General features: G+C 67.3%; 11 protein-coding genes. 7 read left to right on the top strand and 4 right to left on the bottom strand.

Going from position 1 to position 18781, the window contains the following annotated elements:
• The first annotated feature begins 43 nt into the window (after nucleotides 1–43).
• The 4 genes from MRBLMU1_RS10920 to ttcA all read left to right on the top strand — a co-directional run bounded on the left by MRBLMU1_RS10920 (nucleotide 44) and on the right by ttcA (nucleotide 6486).
• Nucleotides 44–1351, top strand: a complete 1308-nt coding sequence (locus MRBLMU1_RS10920) for a hypothetical protein (protein ID WP_363500869.1) — start codon at nucleotides 44–46, stop codon at nucleotides 1349–1351.
• Between the two features lie 155 nt (nucleotides 1352–1506).
• A complete protein-coding gene (locus tag MRBLMU1_RS10925) occupies nucleotides 1507–4284 on the top strand; it encodes a TonB-dependent receptor (protein ID WP_363500872.1) in 2778 nt (925 codons plus the stop codon).
• Nucleotides 4281–5429 (top strand): hypothetical protein, encoded by a 1149-nt coding sequence (locus MRBLMU1_RS10930; protein WP_363500875.1) that lies wholly within the window; start codon nucleotides 4281–4283, stop codon nucleotides 5427–5429. The genes MRBLMU1_RS10925 and MRBLMU1_RS10930 overlap by 4 nt, the downstream gene beginning before the upstream one ends.
• Nucleotides 5430–5526: 97 nt before the next feature.
• Nucleotides 5527–6486 carry a tRNA 2-thiocytidine(32) synthetase TtcA gene (gene ttcA / locus MRBLMU1_RS10935; protein WP_414646063.1) on the top strand — a complete coding sequence of 320 codons (960 nt, stop codon included), beginning with the start codon at nucleotides 5527–5529 and terminating at the stop codon, nucleotides 6484–6486.
• Between the two features lie 60 nt (nucleotides 6487–6546).
• Here ttcA and MRBLMU1_RS10940 read toward each other — a convergent pair whose 3' ends face one another.
• The 3 genes from MRBLMU1_RS10940 to MRBLMU1_RS10950 all read right to left on the bottom strand — a co-directional run bounded on the left by MRBLMU1_RS10940 (nucleotide 6547) and on the right by MRBLMU1_RS10950 (nucleotide 10965).
• Nucleotides 6547–8328 carry a M14 family metallopeptidase gene (locus tag MRBLMU1_RS10940; RefSeq protein ID WP_363500881.1) on the bottom strand — a complete coding sequence of 594 codons (1782 nt, stop codon included), beginning with the start codon at nucleotides 8326–8328 and terminating at the stop codon, nucleotides 6547–6549.
• Between the two features lie 82 nt (nucleotides 8329–8410).
• Nucleotides 8411–9994: a S41 family peptidase gene (locus MRBLMU1_RS10945; protein WP_363500884.1), complete on the bottom strand. Its 1584-nt coding sequence runs from the start codon at nucleotides 9992–9994 to the stop codon at nucleotides 8411–8413.
• Nucleotides 9995–10053: 59 nt separating this feature from the next.
• Nucleotides 10054–10965, bottom strand: coding sequence for a LysR family transcriptional regulator (locus MRBLMU1_RS10950; RefSeq protein ID WP_363500887.1), 912 nt, complete (start codon nucleotides 10963–10965; stop codon nucleotides 10054–10056).
• 104 nt (nucleotides 10966–11069) lie between these two features.
• Between MRBLMU1_RS10950 and MRBLMU1_RS10955 the strand changes: the two genes are divergently transcribed.
• Entirely contained in the window at nucleotides 11070–12281 is a 1212-nt protein-coding gene (locus MRBLMU1_RS10955; RefSeq protein ID WP_363500890.1) for an MFS transporter, read from the top strand.
• A 161-nt stretch (nucleotides 12282–12442) separates the two neighbouring features.
• Here MRBLMU1_RS10955 and MRBLMU1_RS10960 read toward each other — a convergent pair whose 3' ends face one another.
• Complete coding sequence (locus tag MRBLMU1_RS10960) at nucleotides 12443–15136, bottom strand: TonB-dependent receptor plug domain-containing protein (RefSeq protein WP_363500893.1); 2694 nt, start codon at nucleotides 15134–15136, stop codon at nucleotides 12443–12445.
• A gap of 161 nt (nucleotides 15137–15297) precedes the next feature.
• Here MRBLMU1_RS10960 and MRBLMU1_RS10965 point away from each other — a divergent pair, with 161 nt between their 5' ends.
• Nucleotides 15298–16029 carry a 4Fe-4S dicluster domain-containing protein gene (locus MRBLMU1_RS10965; protein WP_363500896.1) on the top strand — a complete coding sequence of 244 codons (732 nt, stop codon included), beginning with the start codon at nucleotides 15298–15300 and terminating at the stop codon, nucleotides 16027–16029.
• A 1-nt stretch (nucleotide 16030) separates the two neighbouring features.
• On the top strand, nucleotides 16031–18664 hold the full coding sequence (locus MRBLMU1_RS10970) for a molybdopterin-containing oxidoreductase family protein (protein ID WP_363500899.1): 2634 nt from the start codon (nucleotides 16031–16033) through the stop codon (nucleotides 18662–18664).
• Nucleotides 18665–18781 lie beyond the last annotated feature (117 nt).

Below are 18781 nucleotides of genomic sequence, written 5' to 3' on the forward strand. Positions count from 1 at the left end.
TGCTATCCTGCCCACGTGGTCAACCTGGGCGGTGAATATGGAGATGTCAAAAACCCGCGCGGGGCTGGACGCGATGGATCGCGTGCTGGCCAGCGCCGAGTTTTCACGGAGCGGCCGGCTCTCGTCATTTCTGCGTTACGTGTGCACCGCCACGCTGGCCGACAACAGCGTGCGCCTGACCGAGCAGCACATCGGCGTCGAGGTGTTCGGCAGGCCGCCGCACTACCTGCCCGCCGACGACACCATCGTCCGCACCACGGCCGGCCTGCTGCGCAAGCGCCTGGCCAAATACTATGAAAACGAAGGCAGCGCGGACCCGGTGCGCATCGCCATTCCGCGCGGCTCCTACGTGCCGGTGTTCGCCCCCGCCTGCGCCGATCCGGCCGCCGCCGATCGATCCGCCGCCGTCGAAGCCGAACCGGAAAACGCGCCGCCCCCCGCCCCCGTGGATGACGGCCCGCCGGCGCCCGCGCGCCCCACGTCCCGCCCCCGCTTCACCCTGCCCGCCTGGTGGCGCGCGCGCGGCCGCCTGCGCAACCTGGTCTGCGCGCTGGCGGCCGGCGCCGGTGTGCTGGCCTTCACCGTCTCCGGCGCCTTCTCGCCGGGCGCCGCGCGCGACCCGGTCGAGCTCTTCTGGGCGTCGCTGTTCTCGCAACAGCACGAAACCATCCTGGTGCCGGCCGATTCCGAGCTGGTGATGTACCAGACCGCCGCCCGGCGCGAGGTCGGCCTCGACGACTACATCGCTAAGCGCTTCCCCGCCCCCGCCGACGGCGGCGCGCCGTTCCAGTGGCGCCGCTACACCGCCACCACCTCGGTCACGCTGGCGGCCGAACTGGGCAAAATGTCGGCCGCCGCCCCGCGGCAATTCCGCGTGCGCTACGCGCGCGACCTGCAATTGACCGATCTGAAACATGCCAGCGTGATCCTGGTCGGCATCCAGCAGGCCAACCCGTGGGTGCGCCTGTTCCGCAAGCGCCTGAACTACCATATCGACTGGGACCCGGCCGCCGATAAGTTGCTCGTGCGCAACGACAAGCCGGCCGCCGGCGAACAGGCGCTGTACGAGTTCGTCGGCGCCGACCATCCCACGCGCGGCTTCGCCGTGATCGCCTACACGCGCAACCTGAGCGGCAACGGCCACGCGCTGATGATAGGCGGCACCTCGTCCGCCGGCACCGAGGCCGCGATCGAATTCCTGCTCAGCCCCGAACGGATGCGCGACGTGCTGCGCCGCGCCGTCAACGCCGACGGCGCCGTCGGCACCTTCGAAGTCATGCTGCAATGCGAGCTGCAGGCCACCGGCAGCACCGACGTCAAGCTGCTCGGCGTGCGCGCCGACCCCATCTAACCCTGTGAAAACCGGTGCAATTCACAGGTAAGTTTCACGGTGAAACGCCACAAGCGCAGCACGCTCCTCCGTAGAATTTGCCGGGACGATAACGCGGCGGGACACACCGTCCCGGCCAGCGCGCCCCATCGCAGAACCTACCCTGGAGCCACCCCATGTCCCCGATACAGCCGTCCCGCCACCCGGCGTTCCCATCGCGGCCACTCGCCGCCGCCATCCTGGCCGCGCTGCCGTGCGCCGCTTTCGCCCAGCAGGCGGCCGACGACGCCGTCCACGCGCCGCCGGACGACGCCCCGGCCGCGATGCAAAGCGTCGTCGTCAGCGGTTTCCGCGCCGCCGCCCGCGCCACCGTGCAGGCCAAAAAGAACACGCGCCAGGTGATGGACGCGGTCAGCCAGGACGACATCGGCCGCCTGCCCGACCTCAACATCGTCGAGGCGGCGCGCCGCATCCCCGGCCTGTCGGTGGTCGGCGGCGGCGACCCGACCAAGAACCGCGACGTCTACCAGCGCGCCACCATCCGCGGCCTCGACAGCCGCTACAACCTGGTCACCGTCGACGGCGTGCCGATCGCCTCGGCCGACCAGCTGTATCGCGGCGCGCGGCTCGAGATGCTGCCGGCCACGCTGGTGTCGCAGATCCAGGCCATCAAGACCGTCACCGCCGAATACGACCCGCACGCGCTGGGCGGCCAGGTCAACCTGGTCACGCGCAGCGCCTTCGGCATCGACGAGGAACGCTTCTTCGTCGCCAGCGCGGCCGCCGGGCGCAATTCGAGCGCCGGCCAGTTCGTCGCCGATGACAAGGCCTCCTACCGCGCCGACGCCACCGGCTCGCTGCTGTTCGGCGACAAAAACCAATTCGGCCTGGTGGTCTCGGGCGAGGTACAGCGGCTGCCGTCGAGCGCCTTCTCCGAACTGCCGGGCGACACCAACGGCGCCGGCTGGACCTATTTCACCGCCGCCGGCGCCCGCACGCCGTTCAGGAGCCTGTCGGCCAACGGCCGGATCGCGCCGGTGCGCAACCAGGATTTCGCCTTCGACAACCTGCGCGAGCGCGCCAGCGTGAACACCAAGCTGGAATACCGCTTCGGCGAGCGTAGCCATGTGTCGGCCTTCGCCGGCTACTACGCCGACAAGGACACCGAAACCCGCTACGAGACCCTGACCATGCCCGGGTCGGCGGCCGCCGCCCAAACCGACGGCGCCGGCAGATTCGCGCTGGGCGACGTCCAGCAGGGCTACACCTACCAGCCGGTGCGGCGCCGCACCTCGCTCTTCAACCTCGACGGCGTGTTCGAGGCCGGCGAGCGGGCCGAGGTCAATCTGACCGCCGCCTCGTCGAAGGCCACCTACCGCGAATACCGCCAGATGGTCAAATACGACACCAACCCGCGCGCCGGCGCCGCCAGCAACCAGTTCCTGCCGGCGCTGGCCTACAGCTACGGCGTGGTCGACGGCAAGCCGCGCCTGGCCTTCGACACGCCGTCCGCCGCCGCCAGCCCGGACGCCTACCGCGGCATGTACTGGCGCGACATCAACCGGGATCTCGACAACGACGTCGATTTCGCCCGCGCCGACTACAAATACAACTTCAAGCCCGCCGACCGCGGCTTCGGCTTCAACGCCGGCTTCAACCTGACCAAAACGGCGCAGAGGTGGGATGTGCGCTACCGGGAGCTGGTGCCGCGCGACGCCGCCGCCCAGCAGGCCGTCGGCACGCTATCGCGGGTGCTGGCCCCGGGCGCGTTCGGCACCTATGAAACGCCGCAAGTGCCCTACCTGCTGGCCGGGCGCGACGCCGCCAACCAGGTGCTGCGCGACAACGCCGCCTCCTTCGTCGCGACCAACCAGGTGGCCAACAACTTCGGCGACGACTACACCGACACCGAAAAGGTCAAGGCGGCCTACGTCCAGGGCATCTACCAGGCCGACCGCTGGAGCGCGCTGGCCGGCCTGCGCGAGGACCGCACCGACGTCAGCGTCGACAGCTTCCAGGCGCCGACGGCCGCCGGCGCCAGCGCCTATACGCCGGCCTCGCGCGACGGCAAGTACCGCTTCCTGCTGCCTTCGGCGCTGGCCAGCTACCAGCTCGACGACGAGATGCGCATCAAGGGCGCGGTCAGCCGCACCATCGGCCGGCCGGACTTCAGCCAGTACGCGGCGCGGCGCACCTTCTCGGTCGGCACGGCCGGCGACCTGACGGTCAACCAGGGCAATCCCGATCTGGCGCCGCGCCAGGCGTGGAACTACGACCTGTCCTATGAATGGTATCTGCGCAACGGCGGCGTGGTGTCGGCGGCGCTGTTCTACAAGGACATCAGGAACGAGATCTTCACCACCAGCTCCGTCGGCGCGCCCACCGTTTACCAGGGCCGCAGCTACACCAGCGTGACGGTGTCGCAGCCGCTCAACTCGGCCAAGGCCGGCATGCGCGGGCTCGAGCTGCAATACGTCGGCGACCGCTTCGCCTTCCTGCCCGCATCGCTGCGCGGGGTCGGCGTGTCGGCCAATCTAACTTGGCTCAAGGGCTTCTTCAACCAGCCGATGAGCGCGGCCAGCGTGGCCAACGGCGGCCCGGCCACGCGCCGCTCCAGCGGCCTGATACGCCAGCCGGACTTCATCGCCAACGCCACGCTGTTCTACAGCGCCGGCCCGGCCGACGTGCGCCTGTCGTTCAACCGCATCGGCCGCGCGCTCGAATCGGTCGACCAGGACACCCGCGAACGCGACCTGTACGCGATGGGCCGCAACCAGCTCGACCTGCAGGCCAGCTACCGGATCAGCCGCGCGCTCAAGGCGGTGGTCCAGGGCCAGAACCTGGGCAAGTCGCCGTTCGTGGTGCGCCAGGGCGCGCGGCAGGAACTGCTCAACAACTACTTCCCGGTCGGCCGCTCGTTCTTCATCGGCCTCACTTACCAGGCGCAGCTGTGAGCGCGGCCCCGCTGACATGGGCGGCCCGGCTGGCGGCGGCGCTGGCCGCCGGCGCGTTCGCCGGCGCGGCCCTCGCCGCCACCGTCCCCCCGGCGCCGCCGGCCGAACCCACGGTGCGCGTGGTGCTCAAATTCGTCAAGGCCGGCGGCGGCCGGCCGGCGCCGGCGGTCCGGTTCCTGGCCGACAGCTGCGCCGCCTGCGCGGCTCTGCACGACCCGGCCTTCGAGCGCGACAACCGGCGCGAAACCCTGCTCGCGCTGGTCCTGCCAGACCGCCGCACGCTGGAGCTGCGCTTCCGCGCGCCGGCCGGTACGGTCAAACGGGTGCTGCTCGAAAGCGGCGACCTGCGCTTCGAGACGGCCGGCGACATCGTCACCGTGCAAGTGCCGCCGCTGGGCTACGACGCGGTCGGCGCCGGCGAGGTGGCGACCCACATCGTCGAGCCGGGCATGGTGCTGCGCTTCGAGCACGCCGACCCGGCGCGCCGCGCCGGCGCCTACGCCGACGGCCCGTTCCCCGCGCTGCAGCGGCGCGCCGCCGACCATCTGGAGTTCGCCCAGCGCGAGGTGATACGGCGCACCGGCCTGGGCGACTACGTCGCGCGCGAAAAGCTCGGCACGATCCACGTGATGGGCTTCGACACCAACTACCCGCACGGCCACACGGACGCGCCGCCGCACACGCATATGCACCTGCGCTGGCCGAGCAACGCCGGCACCCAGATCGGCCACTACTACATCGGCGCCGACGGCTTGCTCGAACGCAACGAGGTCGGCATCAAGGACCTCGAGGCGCCCGGCGCCAGCTTCGGCCGCGGCAAGGACTTCACCACCCGCGACCTGCGCGGGCGGCCCGTGTACACGCACCAGATCACCGCCGAGGGCTGGCTGCGGCTGGGGCGCGCCGGCCAGGCGCCGTGCCTGATCCGCCCGCTCGCGCGCGGCTTCGACGGCGGCGCCGTGGTGGCGTGCCCGGGCCAGCCCGAGGTCGCGGTCAAGGTCGACGACGACCTCGCCGCCGGCGTGCTGCGCGTGGCCACCGGCGCGGTGCAGGAAGTGTTCCGCTACGACCCCGGCAGCGGCAAGCTGCTGTCGGCCGCCGGCCCGCCGCCGGTAACCGAATCGAACTACCCGCCGGCCGATTGAGCGGCGGCGGGGGCGAGCGGGCTGCGAACGCTTGCGTTTACCGGCCCGTCCGCCACATTGGAGTAAAATCCGGGGTTGCTCTCCACCGATGCCCGATATGAACGCCCCACTGCACCTCCCGCAAGAAATTAGCTCCTTGGCAACCCCGCCGGAACGCGACCCGACCGACTCGCGCCGCTTCGAACTGCTGCAAAAGAAGCTGCGCACGCAGACCGGCAAGGCGATCGTCGACTTCGACATGATCACCGAGGGCGACCTGGTGATGGTCTGCATGTCCGGCGGCAAGGACAGCTACACGATGCTCGACATCCTGATGCACCTGCGTAAAATCGCACCGGTCAAGTTCGACCTGATCGCGGTCAACCTCGATCAAAAGCAGCCGGGCTTCCCGGAGCACGTGCTGCCGGAGTATTTCCAGAAGATCGGCGTGCCGTACAAGATCGTCGAGCAGGACACCTACAGCATCGTCACCGAGAAGATCGAGCCGGGCAAGACCACCTGCTCGCTGTGCTCGCGCCTGCGCCGGGGCATCCTGTACCGCACCGCCAAGGAGCTGGGCGCGACCAAGATCGCGCTGGGCCACCACCAGGGCGACATCCTCGAGACCTTCCTGCTCAATATGTTCTACGGCGGCACGATCAAGACCATGCCGGCCAAGCTGACGGCCGACGACGGCGAGAACGTGGTGATACGGCCGCTGGCCTACTGCCGCGAGCAGGACATCGAAAAATACGCCGGCAAGATGGGCTTCCCCATCATCCCGTGCAACCTGTGCGGTTCGCAGCCGAACCTGCAGCGGCAGGCGATGAAGGAGATGCTGTCGACGTGGCAGCAGAAAAATCCGCTGTGGATCAAGAGCATGTTCACCGCCATGGGCAACATCAAGCCGTCGCACATGATGGACCGGGGGCTGTTCGACTTCAGCAAGAATGAAATGCGCGAAGCCGAGGGCGCCTTCGCCGGCGACATCCTGTTCGACAAGGACGAGAGCATCACGCTCGACGGCGTCAACGGCGCGTTCGCGATCCAGAGCGAAGTGCTCAAGCGCGCCCCGTAGCAAGCTGCATGCTATCGCACGACAGGCCGGCGACGATCTCCGTCTCCGGCCTTTTTTTGCTTAGAACTTCTGCGCCGTGCGCATCACCGGGTAGAGGTTGAAGCGCTCGTCCCACGACGAATGGCGGCGGGCGAAGAACTCCAGGCGCGCCTGCTGGCTTTTGTTGAACTCCGCGTCGGTGTCGAGCTTCTTCTGGAACTCGGCACGCAGCGCCGGATCGGATTCCAGCTGCTCGCGCGCGACGTCCTCGGCCACATACTCCTCCATGTACTCCTTGCGCTCGAAGGCGTTATTGAACTCGCCCCAGGCCAGCAGCGAATCGGCGCCGCGCGGCTCGAGCATCGTCATCACCAGGCGCGCCTTGGGCTGCGCGATCGGCACGAACAGCGAACCCTTGGCCACGCTGCGGCGCTCGCGGCCCCAGTCGCCTTCGACCGCCAGCGACTGCCGGCCTTCGAACGACTGCGCGCCGAATTTGGTCTTGGTGGCGCGGAAGGTCTCCACCTCCGCCGCCATCTGGTCCGCGCCCAGCACCTTGAACGCGATGCCGTGCTGTTTCAGCTTGGCCGCCACCCTCGGCGCGTCGGCCAGCGGCACCAGATAGCCGCCCCGGGGCGCGGCCACCCGCAGATCGGGCACGATCTCGTCGCGCAGCGGCACCGTCCACACCTGCGGCTTGCTTTCGTCGTAGTGGGTCATCAGGCCGCCGGACACCTCCGAATGCGCGCGCGTGTATTCGTAGCCGGGGAACTGGATGGTCTTGGTGTTGTAGGTGGTGCGATAGCTGAGCGGAACCTCGGCGCCGGCCAGCGCCGCGGCGCGCGCGTCCGCCTCGCGCGCCGTCTTCAGCCACTGCTGGCCGTGCGCGCCGACCTGCGACAGCAGCGAGACGATGGTGTTGTGCGTGATGCGCACGCGGGTCGGATAGTCCTTCCACGAATGCGTCTCGACCAGCATCGCGAAGCGATTACGCATCGGGAAGTAGCCGGTCGAAAAACGCGGCGCCGGCATGCTGTCGACAAAGCCGGACGTCGGATCGTCGTTGACCGCGAACGAGATGTAGTACGGCTTCGGGTCCGAGCCCTGCGCCGTGAGGTCCGCCATCACGGCGGTCCGCAGCGCCAGGCCGGCCTGCTTGAGCTCTTCGTCGCCGCCATGCACCGGCTCGACCTGGATCGAGACGTCCGGCTGGAACTTGGCGCCGTCGGTCACGTGCAGGTCGATGTAGGCCAGCGGGTCCCAGGCGTTCACCAGCGCCAGCATCGACTGCATCTCCGGCGCGTCGGCCTTGACGTAGTCGCGATTGAGGTTGTAGTTCTGCGCCGTGGTGCGCCAGCCCATTTCGACCGGGCCGCGCTGGTTCGGCCGGTTCCATTTGCCGAAGCGCTCATGGCCGTCGACGTTGAACACGGGGACGAACAGCAGCACCTGCTTGTCCAGGGCGCCGGGGGCGGCCTTGTTCTCCAACGCCTCGCGCAGCGCCAGGAAGCCGGCGTCCTTGCCGTCGATCTCGCCGGCGTGGATGCCGCCCTGCACCAGCAGCACCGGCAGGCCGCGCTTTTTCGCCTGCTCGGCGGTCAGCGCGCCGGTGCGCGAGACGGCCAGCGCCAGCATCGGGCGCCCTTCCGGCGTGCGGCCGAATTCGAAGCACCGCACCTGTTTCGGATACGCCTTCTGGAAGCGCGCGCACAGGTCGACCACCTCGTCGTAACGTCCGGTGTTCTGGAAGCCGGATCGCTCTGCGATGGTGCTCAGGGAAGGCGACGGCGCGGCGGCCAGCGCGGCGCCGGTGGTGGTGGTGACGGAGGTGGCAAAGGCAAGCAGTATGGCGGAACGAATCATGGACGAACTTCCAGCGTGGGGTTGATCGACCGGTGCCTGCGCCGGCACCGGGTACGCTGGAAATTATAGACGGCTTTGCGCGCTAGCGATTGCGGATCGCTATTTCCCTGACCTGGGGACGGACCAGGGTCATGGCGCCGGCAACGGGGGCCGAGCCGGCGCGCGCGCGGTTGAACATCGGCTGCGCCGGGCAGATGCCGCTCTCGCGGTAGCTGAGCGCCGTCGACAGCAACCGCTCGGAGGTCTCGCCCAGCGAGTGATCGAGATCGTCGCCGGCCCGGCAGGTCGGCTGGAAGCCGTCGGCGTAGTCGCCGAAGCCCTTGTGGTTCGCGCCCTGCATCTGGATCGCGAAGTACGTGGTGCCGCAGTTATTCGCCGGCACGAAGCCGTACGGCTTGCCGCAGGTGTCGCCGCCGATCAGATTGACTTCCACATCGATGCCGCGCAAGCCGTTGATCACCGATTCACTGGCCGAGCAGGTACCCGGCGTGGTCAGGATGGTGACGCGCTTGAGCCCCAGATAAGGCAGCGCGGCGCCGCCGGCCAGCTGCGACGACTTGAAGCCGTAGGCCTTGGTGCGGAACATGTCCGGCGCCTGCGGCGTGGTCTTGTCGTTGTATTGCAGCTGCTCGAAGATCTTGCCGCTGGTGGCGGCAGGCCCGGCGATCATGTACGCCAGTTCGTTGGCCACAGCCAGGTAGCCGCCGCCGTTGTAGCGCATGTCGAGCACCAGGTCGACGATGTTGGCCGCCTTGAACGTACCGATCGCCTTTGCCAGTTCGCTTTCGGATAGCTGGTTGTGGTCATCGAACTGCAGGTAGCCGACCTTGCCGGTCGGCGTGTCGATGGTCTTGACGTTTTGCACCGGAGGATTGCTCACCTGCCTGGCGGCCAGGCTGACCGTCAACGGCACGCCGGCGCGCGTCAGCACCAGATTGTGGCTCTCGCCGGCGGTGGCCGGGAACAGGCCGGCGTTGAGGCGCGCGACGCCATCGCTGGTGTTGTCGGTGAGCGCGACGCCATCGACGGACGATAGGCCGTCGCCGCGCCGCAGGCCGGCCAACGCCGCGGGCGACGCCGGCGCCACCATCGCCACCGCCCACACGCGGGGCGCCGCCGGGTCGGCGTTGCGCGCCCACGTCACGCCATAGCCGACCTCCGTGCCGGAACTCGACAACCCGTCCCACGCCTCGGTCGAATAGGTGAAGTGGAAGCGGTCCTTTGCCCTGCCGGAGGCGGTGGTCGCAAGCGTCTTGTAGTCGTCGAAAAAATCCACCGCGCGCGTGTAGTCTTCCAGCCGCAGACCGGTGGGCAGCTCGCGGTACCACAGATAGGTCTCGCCATAGAAGGAGCGCAGCCACTTCAACTCGTCCATCAACGAGCCTTGCGCGTCGGCGCTGCCCGGGCGGGGATACTCGCAGCGATTGAGCAGCGCCAGCCAGTCGGGCGGATTATTGGGATCGATCACCGGCGGCCCCACCGGCGGTGTCGGCGGGATCGTTGGATCGACGGCGGGAGGCGTCGGCGTCACCACCGGCGGGGCGACGACGACCGGCGGGGTGGGGTTGGCGGCGGGCGTGTCGCCACCGCCGCCGCCACCGCACGCGGACAGCAGCGCCAGCGACGTCGCGGCGGCCGCCGCCAAGAGCATGGAATGTTTTTTCATGGGAACATTATAAACGGCCACGACGCCAGGGATGCCAGTAAAACAACACATTTTACAATTCAGGCCTGCAGGTCGGCATCGTCGCGGAACAGGCCGGCCAGCCAGGCGGCGAACACGTTCAGTCGCGGCGAGGCCATGCGGCCCTGCGGATACAGCAGCGAGATGGGCATCGGCCTCGGCGGCATATCCGGCAGCACCTCGACCAGCGCGCCGCTGGCCAGCAAATGGCGCACCTGGTAGCGCGCCGCCTGGATCAGGCCCATGTCCTGCAACGCGCAGATGATGTAGGCGTCCGGATCGTTGACCGCGATGGCGCCGCGCACCGGCATCGTCACGACGCTGCCGTCGGCGACGAAATCCCAGTCGAACGGACGGCCGGTGCGGCCGGAAAAATGCGTCACGCCGCGATGCGCGCGCAGGTCTTCCAGCGTTCGCGGCACGCCATGGGCGGCTAGGTAGGCCGGCGAGGCGCACGTCAGGAAACCCATGCTGCCGATGCGCCGGCCGATCATCGACGAATCCTGCAGGTCGCCCACGCGCAGCGAGCAGTCCAGCCCTTCGCGCGTCAGGTCCTTCACCTGCTCGCTCAGCGAGATGACCAGATCGATCTCCGGATAGTCGCGGCAAAAAGCGCCGATGTGCGGCATCACCAGATTGCGGCCGACGGCGCCGGGCAGCCCCACCCGCAGCCGGCCTTTCGGCGTGGCGGCGCTCTGGCCGCGGAACGTGCCCTCGGCGTCGCCCACCGCCTGCAGGATATCGAGGCATTTTTTGAAGTAGTCGGCGCCGTCCGCCGTCAGCGACAGGCGGCGCGTGGTCCGCTGCAGCAGCTGGGTGCCGAGAAACGCCTCCAGTTTCTTGACCGTCGCCGTCAGCGCGGCACGCGGCAGGTCCAGCGTTTCGGCCGCCTTGGTGTAGCTATTGGCCTCGACGATGCGCACAAACACCTGCATGGCTTTCAAACGGTCCATGATTGTTCATATAAAGTGAAAAGTATGGGGGCATTATGCCCTAATTATCTTTGCCGTCGTTTTGCCTACACTGGGCTCATCGAAATTCCACTTCTGGAGCCATCATGAACAAAACCTCGGAAACCGACATCAGCCCCGGCATGGTGCTGTTGCTGGCCGCCGCGACGGGCCTGATCGTCGCCAACCTGTATTACGCGCAAACGCTGGTCGGCCCGATCAGCGCCGCCACCGGCCTGTCGGCGCAGGCGGCGGGGCTGATCGTCACGTTGACACAGATCGGCTACACCCTCGGCCTGCTGTTCGTCGTGCCGCTGGGCGACCTGCTGGAAAACCGCCGCCTGATCTTCAGCGGCCTGCTGTTTACATCGGCGATGCTCGTGCTGGCCGCGTTCAGCACCAGCGCATGGATGTTCCTGAGCGCCGCGCTGGGCATCGGCCTGGGATCGGTGGCGGCGCAGATCATCGTGCCGTTCGCCGCGCACCTGTCGAAGGAATCGACGCGCGGCCATACGGTGGGCAAAGTGGTCAGCGGCCTGCTGCTGGGGATCATGCTGGCGCGCCCGGTCGCCAGCCTGGTGGCCGACGCCAGCAACTGGCACGTGGTGTTCGGCGGCGCCGCGCTGATCGTACTGGCCGTGGCGCTGGTGCTGCGCGCCAAACTGCCGCTGCGCGTGCCGGCCTCGAACATCACCTATCCGGCGCTGATGGCGTCCCTGTGGCACCTGTTCCTGCGCACGCCGCTGCTGCGCCGCCGCGCCGCCTACCACGCCGGCCTGTTTGGATCGTTCAGTTTGTTCTGGACCGTCACGCCGCTGATGCTGGCCGGCCCGCAGTTCCACCTGTCGCAGACCGGCATCGCCATCTTCGCGCTGGTCGGCATGGCCGGCGCGGTGGCCTCGCCGATCGCCGGACGCCTGGCCGACGCGGGCCATACCCTGATGGCGACGGCCGCCGCGCTGGCGCTGGGGGTGGTCGGCTTCGCGTTGCCGATGATCGCGCCGGAATCGCGCAACGTCGGCCTGGCGATGTTGGTGGTCGCCTCGATCGTGCTCGATATGGGCGTGGCGGCCAACCTGGTGCTCGGCCAGCGCGCCATCTTCACCTTGGGCGCGGAGGTGCGCAGCCGCTTGAACGGCGTGTACTTCGCGTTGTTCTTCGCCGGCGGCGCGCTCGGTTCGGCGCTGGGCGGCTGGATGTTCGCCACGCACGGCTGGCATGCGGCGCTGCTGACCGGCATGGCCTTCCCGGCCCTGGCGCTGGTTTATTGGGTGACGGAGTATGCAGGGCATGGCGCCGCGCAGCGCGAGGTGGCCTGAATGAGGAGCGGGGCGGCGCGTGGCGGATTACGGCTGCGCCTAATCCGCCCTACGTGTCTACGTGGTGGCGCATATGTTGGAGGCCTGCTTTCACCGGGATGTCGACGGGCCCGATAGGCACGTAGGGCGGATTAGCCGGAACGGCGTAATCCGCCACTGCGTCAGGAGCCGAAATGGTAGTTCAGCTCCACCCATCCTTGACGTCCAACCGGGCTGTAATTCCCGACCGGATAATACGGCCACCCACCACTGGTATCGCTCTTGACCTTGTTGAACAGGTTATTGACCGCCACCGAAATGGTGGTCTGAGGATTCAAACGATACACCACGCTCGCGTTGACCAACGTCGTCGGCGTCAGATACGCCTCCCCCGCGCCATTCGGCACCTTGCTATAGCGCTGCAGGAACAGCGTGTTCGACCACTTCTCCAGATTCCACGTCACACTCGCATTGAGCTTGTCGCGCCAGTCCGGGTTGGTCAAATCATGCAGATCGTCGTTCAACGGATCGCCGGCGAACTGGCGTGACTTCTTGTCCAGGGTCTTCGAATAATTCAACTTCGAGACGAACACCCCCCAGCCCGTGGTGCGCAGCACATGCTTGACGCTGACATCGATGCCGTTCACGCTGGTGGACGCGGCGTTGATCGGATTGACCGTGATCTGGCGGATCTCGCCCGGCTTGTTAAGCGCCGTAAGCGGATTGCGTTCGATACGGGCGATGACGTCGGCGCACGTCGGCGACGTCAGGTCGCCGGCCATGCGGCAATCCGACTCGTCGCGCAGCAGCTTGTCGGCGCTCAGGTTGGTCACCAGATCGTCGATCTTGATGTTCCAGTAGTCCAGCGACACGTCGAAATCGGCGCTGGGCGACCACACCAGGCCAAGACCCGTCGAACGGCCCCGCTCCGAGCGCAGATCCTTGCTGCCGTTCTGCACATAGTCCGATCCCGGCGAGACGTTGGCGAACTCGCAGTCGGCCACCGGCTGGCCGGCCTTCGCGCAGCGGTAGTAGTCCGTGGTGGACGAATAGTAGCCGGTGCCGCGCGCCTTGAAGATGTAGTTCATGTCCGGCGCCCGGAAGCTGGTGGCGTAGTTACCGCGCACCAGCACCTGCTTGACGGGACGCCATTCCAGGCCGCCGTTATAGGTGGCCTTGCCGTCGTCGCGGCCGGCGTAGCTGTAATGGTCGTAGCGTCCGGCCAGGGTGGCCGACAACTGCGGCAGCAGCGGCACATTCGCCTCCACCCCCAGCGCGTAGCGCTTGCGGGTGCCGGCGGTGACATCGGCCGGCGGCGCCAGGTTGAAGTAGCCCTGGTTGATGCGTTCATCGGGACGGTTCGAGAAACCCTGCTTGCCCACCTCCGCCACCGTCGCCAGCCTGACCGGACCGGCCGGCAGCGCGAACGCCTCGCCGTTGGCGGACAAGCTGAGGGTATTGGTCCACGACTTGTCGTCGCTTTGGGTGAAGCCGGTGATGCTGTCGAATTCGGCCGGCGTCAATCGGCGCGTGAGGCGCGACTGGTCGGGCGCGAAGATCGCCACGCCGTCGGCGTCGACGCCCAGTTGCGGGCCGAGGAAGAAGCTGTCGATATTGGCCAGCGCGCGCGGCGCCTTGGCCTGGCTCTTGTAGAGCGACGCCGTGTACGCCGCTTCGTACTGCCAGCTGCCTGCGAGCTGCCCCTTGGCGCCGAACGACAGCGAACTGGCCTGGTCGTCCCAGGTGCGGTTGTAGCGATCGACCCCGCCCATTTCCTCGGGCGAGATGTATTTGTTCCACGCCTCGTAGTTGCCGGTGTTCTGGTTGACGAAATAGGCGTCGGTGAGCGAGCGCGAGGTCCACGACGGACCGCGCGTGTTGTTCGAGCTGCGATTCTGGCCGTACAGCGCCTCGATGAACAAGGTCGTGGACGGCGAGAGCTCGTAGTTGGCGCTGCCGAACACGTTCTGGCTGCTGTTCTTGGTCTGCGTGGTCCAGTAGGTGGGACCGACGTTCGGGCTGGCGCAGTAGCTGCCCGTCCTGGCGGTGTACTTGACGGCGCTGCCGTTGAAGACGTCGCCCAGGCCGGCGCAGGCGTCGCCCAGATCGACATAGCGTCCGCTGCTGACATTGCGGCGGCCCAGGATCGAGGTGGGCGCCACGCCGGTGCGGGTGCTCATGAAATCGCGGTCGCGGCTCCACAGCGGATCGCGCTCCAGCAATTCGACGCTGAACAGGGTATTGAGTTTGTCGAAGCTATGGCCGCCGGTGAACTGCAGGCGCTTGTCGCCGCCGCCGCCGCGCGAGGTGCCACCGGCTTTCAGATTGATATCGTAGCCGTCGGCCTGTTTTTTCAGGATGATGTTGACCACGCCCGCGATCGCGTCCGAGCCGTAGACGGCGGAGGCGCCGCCGCTGAGGATCTCGATGCGGTCGACGACGCTCGACGGGATGTTGGCCAGATTGGTGAAGTTGACCGTGCCTTCATAAGCGATCGGGAAGTCGGCCATGCGGCGGCCATTGAGCAGCACCAGCGTGTGGTTCGGACCCAGGCCACGCAGGCTGATGGCGTTGGCCGACGGCGTGAAGGTATTGCCGTAGTCGGCGCCCTGCGTGAAGCCGCTGTTCTGCGCCTGGTTGCTCAGGGCGTCGAAGACGTTGCGGTAACCCTGCTTGGTGATGTCGTCGCCGGTGATGACGGTGACGGCGGAGGGGCCTTCCAAGGTGGCGCGCGGAATGCGCGAACCGGTGACGACGACCGCGGGCGGGCTCAGGGTCTCCGAGTCCGCCACCTGCGCGCTGGACGAGCCGGCAGCGCCGCACAGCAGCGCGATAGCGCCTGCCGCCAGCGGATTCAATTTAAATTTTGTTTGCACTGAAGTGGTCCGGTAAGAGATGGGGGTGCCATCTTATCAACCGCCGCACCAGGAATGAACGAACGAATCCGCACAAGCTTATGCATTATTTTGGTGCACGAACCGGAACCGCCACGCCGCTGCTCTACAATCGCACTACGCGCATCTCACCGGGGACATTCATGACCACATCCACCAGTGCCGGCCCCAAATGGGGCATGGCCATCGATCTGGAACGCTGCATCGGCTGCCACGCCTGTTCGGTCGCCTGCAAAGTCGAAAACGCCGTCTCGCTCGGGCACTTCCGCACCAAGGTGTATTACTACGATTTCGCCGCGCTCAATCCCTACAACCAGCAGCCGACGACCAAACGCGCCTTCCTGCCGACGCTGTGCATGCAGTGCGAGGACGCGCCTTGCCTGGACGCCTGCCCCACCGACGCGATCACGCGCGGCGCCGACGGCATCGTGCGCATCGACGACGCGGTCTGCGACCGCAGCCGCGACTGTATCAAGGCCTGTCCCTACGGCGCCATCCACATCGACCCGGTCGCCGAAGTGGCCGACAAATGCGATTTCTGCTCGCATCGGCTGGACGCCGACATGGAACCGGCCTGCGTCGAAGTGTGCCCCGCCGAAGTCTTCGCGTTCGGCGACTTGAACGACCCGGCCAGCAAGGTCAGTCTGTTCCACGCCAAACACCGCGCGCAGACGGCGCCCCTCAAGCCCGAGGAAAAAACCCGGCCGCTGGTGGAGTACCGGGGGCTGGGCGGCGTGGTGCCGCGCGCGATGGAGCGCAAGATTCCCAAGGGCCGCAGCCACGACCCGTTCTCGTACGAGGTCGAGACCTGGGATCAACTGAAGTCGGAGTTCCCGCCGGCCGCGCCGCATGTCAACAAAGCGCGGGGAGGCTGACATGGATCGTCGTGGATTCATCAAAAGCGGCATCGGCTCGATGGCCACCTTGGGGTTGGGCGAGACCATCCTGCTCGCGCCCAACGCCGCCAGCGCCATGAACTACCGGCCGGTCGCCGATGGCCGCCAGCGCAAGGTCAAGAACGATTACCACAGCGCCAGGCGCGTCACCAGCGTATGCCTTAACTGCTCGACGGTGTGCGGCATCGAGGCCTTCGTCCAGGACGGCAAGGTGATCAAAATTCGCGGCAATCCGCTCGACCCGAACATGGGCAGCCACATGACCTGTGCCAAGGGCCAGTCGGGGCCGACGATCAACGACTATCCGGAGCGGCTGCTGTATCCGCTGAAAAGGGTGGGCGCGCGGGGCGAGGGCAAATGGCAGCGCATCAGCTGGGAGCAGGCGTACACCGAAGTGGCCGAGCGCATCAAGGCCAGCATCGCCAGCGGCCATCCGGAGCGGGTCGCGCTGCACCAGGGCCGCTCGCGCATCGACGCCGAGATCAACCGTTTCCTGGGCGCGATCGGCACGCCGGTGCAGCTGAACCACCGAGCTCTGTGTTCATCCAACAAGCGGGCCGCCAACTACGTCTCGCTCGGCGAGACCGACTGGGAATCGATCGACGCCGAGCGCTGCAAGTACTTCCTCAACTTCGGCGCCAATTTCTACGAGGCGCACCAGGGTGGCCTGCACCTGGTCAGCCGCGTGGTCAAGGCGCGCTTCGATCATGGCGCCAAGCTGGTCACCTTCGATGTACGCCTGTCCAACACGGCCGGCCGCAGCGACGAATGGCACCAGCCCTTCCCCGGCACCGAGGGCGCCATCGCGCTGGCGATGGCGCACGTGATCATCCGTGAAAACGAAATCGACCACGACTTCGTCGCCAAATTCGTCCAGCCAGGGTTGGAGACGATGCGCGCCTGGCTGGCCACCTGCACGCCGGCGTGGGCGGCCAAGCTGTCGGGCATCGCCGCGCGCGACATCGAGCGCCTGGCGCTGGAGTTCGCGCGCCTGCGGCCGGCCGTCGCCGCCTTCACCAACCGTGGCACCGGCGCCCACTACAACGGTTTCAATGCCGAACGCGCGGTGGTGATGCTCAACGCGCTGGTCGGCTCGATCGCCAAGCCGGGCGGGTACTGCTATGGGCTGGATGAAAAGCTGTCCGCCGGCCGCTACCCGCAACCGCAACCCGTTCCCCCCGCGCCGAAGATCCGCACCGATCTGGAAGACCCGCCAGAATGGCCGTTGGCCAACCGCTGGCAGAAGATGAAGGTCGGCCAGATCGTCTACGACTACCTGCGCCAGGGCCGCGCGCGGCTGGACGTCTATCTGAGCTATACACTGGGCTCGCCGATGACCTGGCCCGAGGGCCGCAGCACCACCGTCGAAGTGCTGTTGGACGAGAAGCTGATCCCGTTCCACGCCTGCTCGGACGTGGTCTATTCGGAAATGGCGCACTACGCGGACCTGATCCTGCCCGACGCCACCTACCTGGAACGCTGGGGCATGGACATCCGCAACAACCTGGAGCTGACCCACTACGTCGCGCTGCGCCAGCCGCTGACGCCACCGCCGGGCGAGGCGCGCAGCTTCGCCGACGTGCTGTTCGAGATCGGCCGCCGGCTAGGTCCCGAACAGGCGAAGTACTTCCAGTTCGGCGGCCACGAGGACTTCGTGCGCGCGCAGTGCGCCAAACTGCCGACGACGGGTCCGGACGGACGGCAATTCAAGGACGGCTTCGAGTATATGAAGCACTACGGCGTGTTTGTCGACCGTTCGCAGCCGAAGCCCTACCAGGTCTATCAGAAGCCTTTGAGCGACAAGCAGCTGGACGGCAGCCGCACCGATGCCGGCACCGGTGTGATCTACCGGCCCAACGACAAAGGCAAGGAAGTCGCCGTGGGCGTGAGGATCGGCGACGCCGCGGTGCGGGGCTTCGCCACGCCGTCGCGCAAGTTCGAAGTGCACGCGCCGGAGATCACGCAGGTAGCCAGGACGCTGGGCATCGTCGACGACGGGCTGCCGACATTCGCGCAGATTCCTTCGCATCGCAACCTGCCGTCGGACCGCTTCATCCTGACCACGTTCAAGTGGAATGTACACACACAGGCGCGGACCGCGTCGCAAAAATACCTGACGGAGATCGTGCATGACAATCCGATGTGGATCAATGCCGGGGTGGCCAAAAAGATGGGACTCAAGAGCGGCGACATGGTGGAGCTGACCACATACCGTCCGCGCTCCGGGCCGGCCGACAAGGCGGAGCAGCAGGCCTATCGCGGCACCGGCGAGAAAATCGGCTCGGCGCGGATGCGGGTGTTCGTCACGCGCGGCATCCACCCGCGCGTGGTGGCGGTGTCGAACTCGGTGGGCTGGATCAGCGGCGGGCGGGCCAGCGAGGGACGTAGCGGGCGCAGGGTCGAGGTGGCCGCGCGCGGTATCGCGCCCGACGCGGCCAAGGGTTTCGGGCCGGCGCCGGCGCTGGACGATCTGAATGCGGGAGTGTGGTGGGACGAGAAGAACGGCGGCAAGGGCAATGGCGTCAACATCAACGCGCTGCTGCCGATCAACCCGCAGCCGCTGGTGGGCATGCAGGCTTGGTTCGATACCGTGTGCTCGCTGCGTAAGGTGTAGGGCGGATTAGGCGGAACGCCGTAATCGGCCATGCATGCGCCGCTTGTGACGCATGCATGGCCGATTACGCTTCGCTAATCCGCCCTACGTGTTTCAGACGTATTTTCAGAGGTGTTT

Source organism: Burkholderia sp. LMU1-1-1.1, from assembly GCF_040675865.1.
GTDB lineage: Bacteria > Pseudomonadota > Gammaproteobacteria > Burkholderiales > Burkholderiaceae_D > Rugamonas.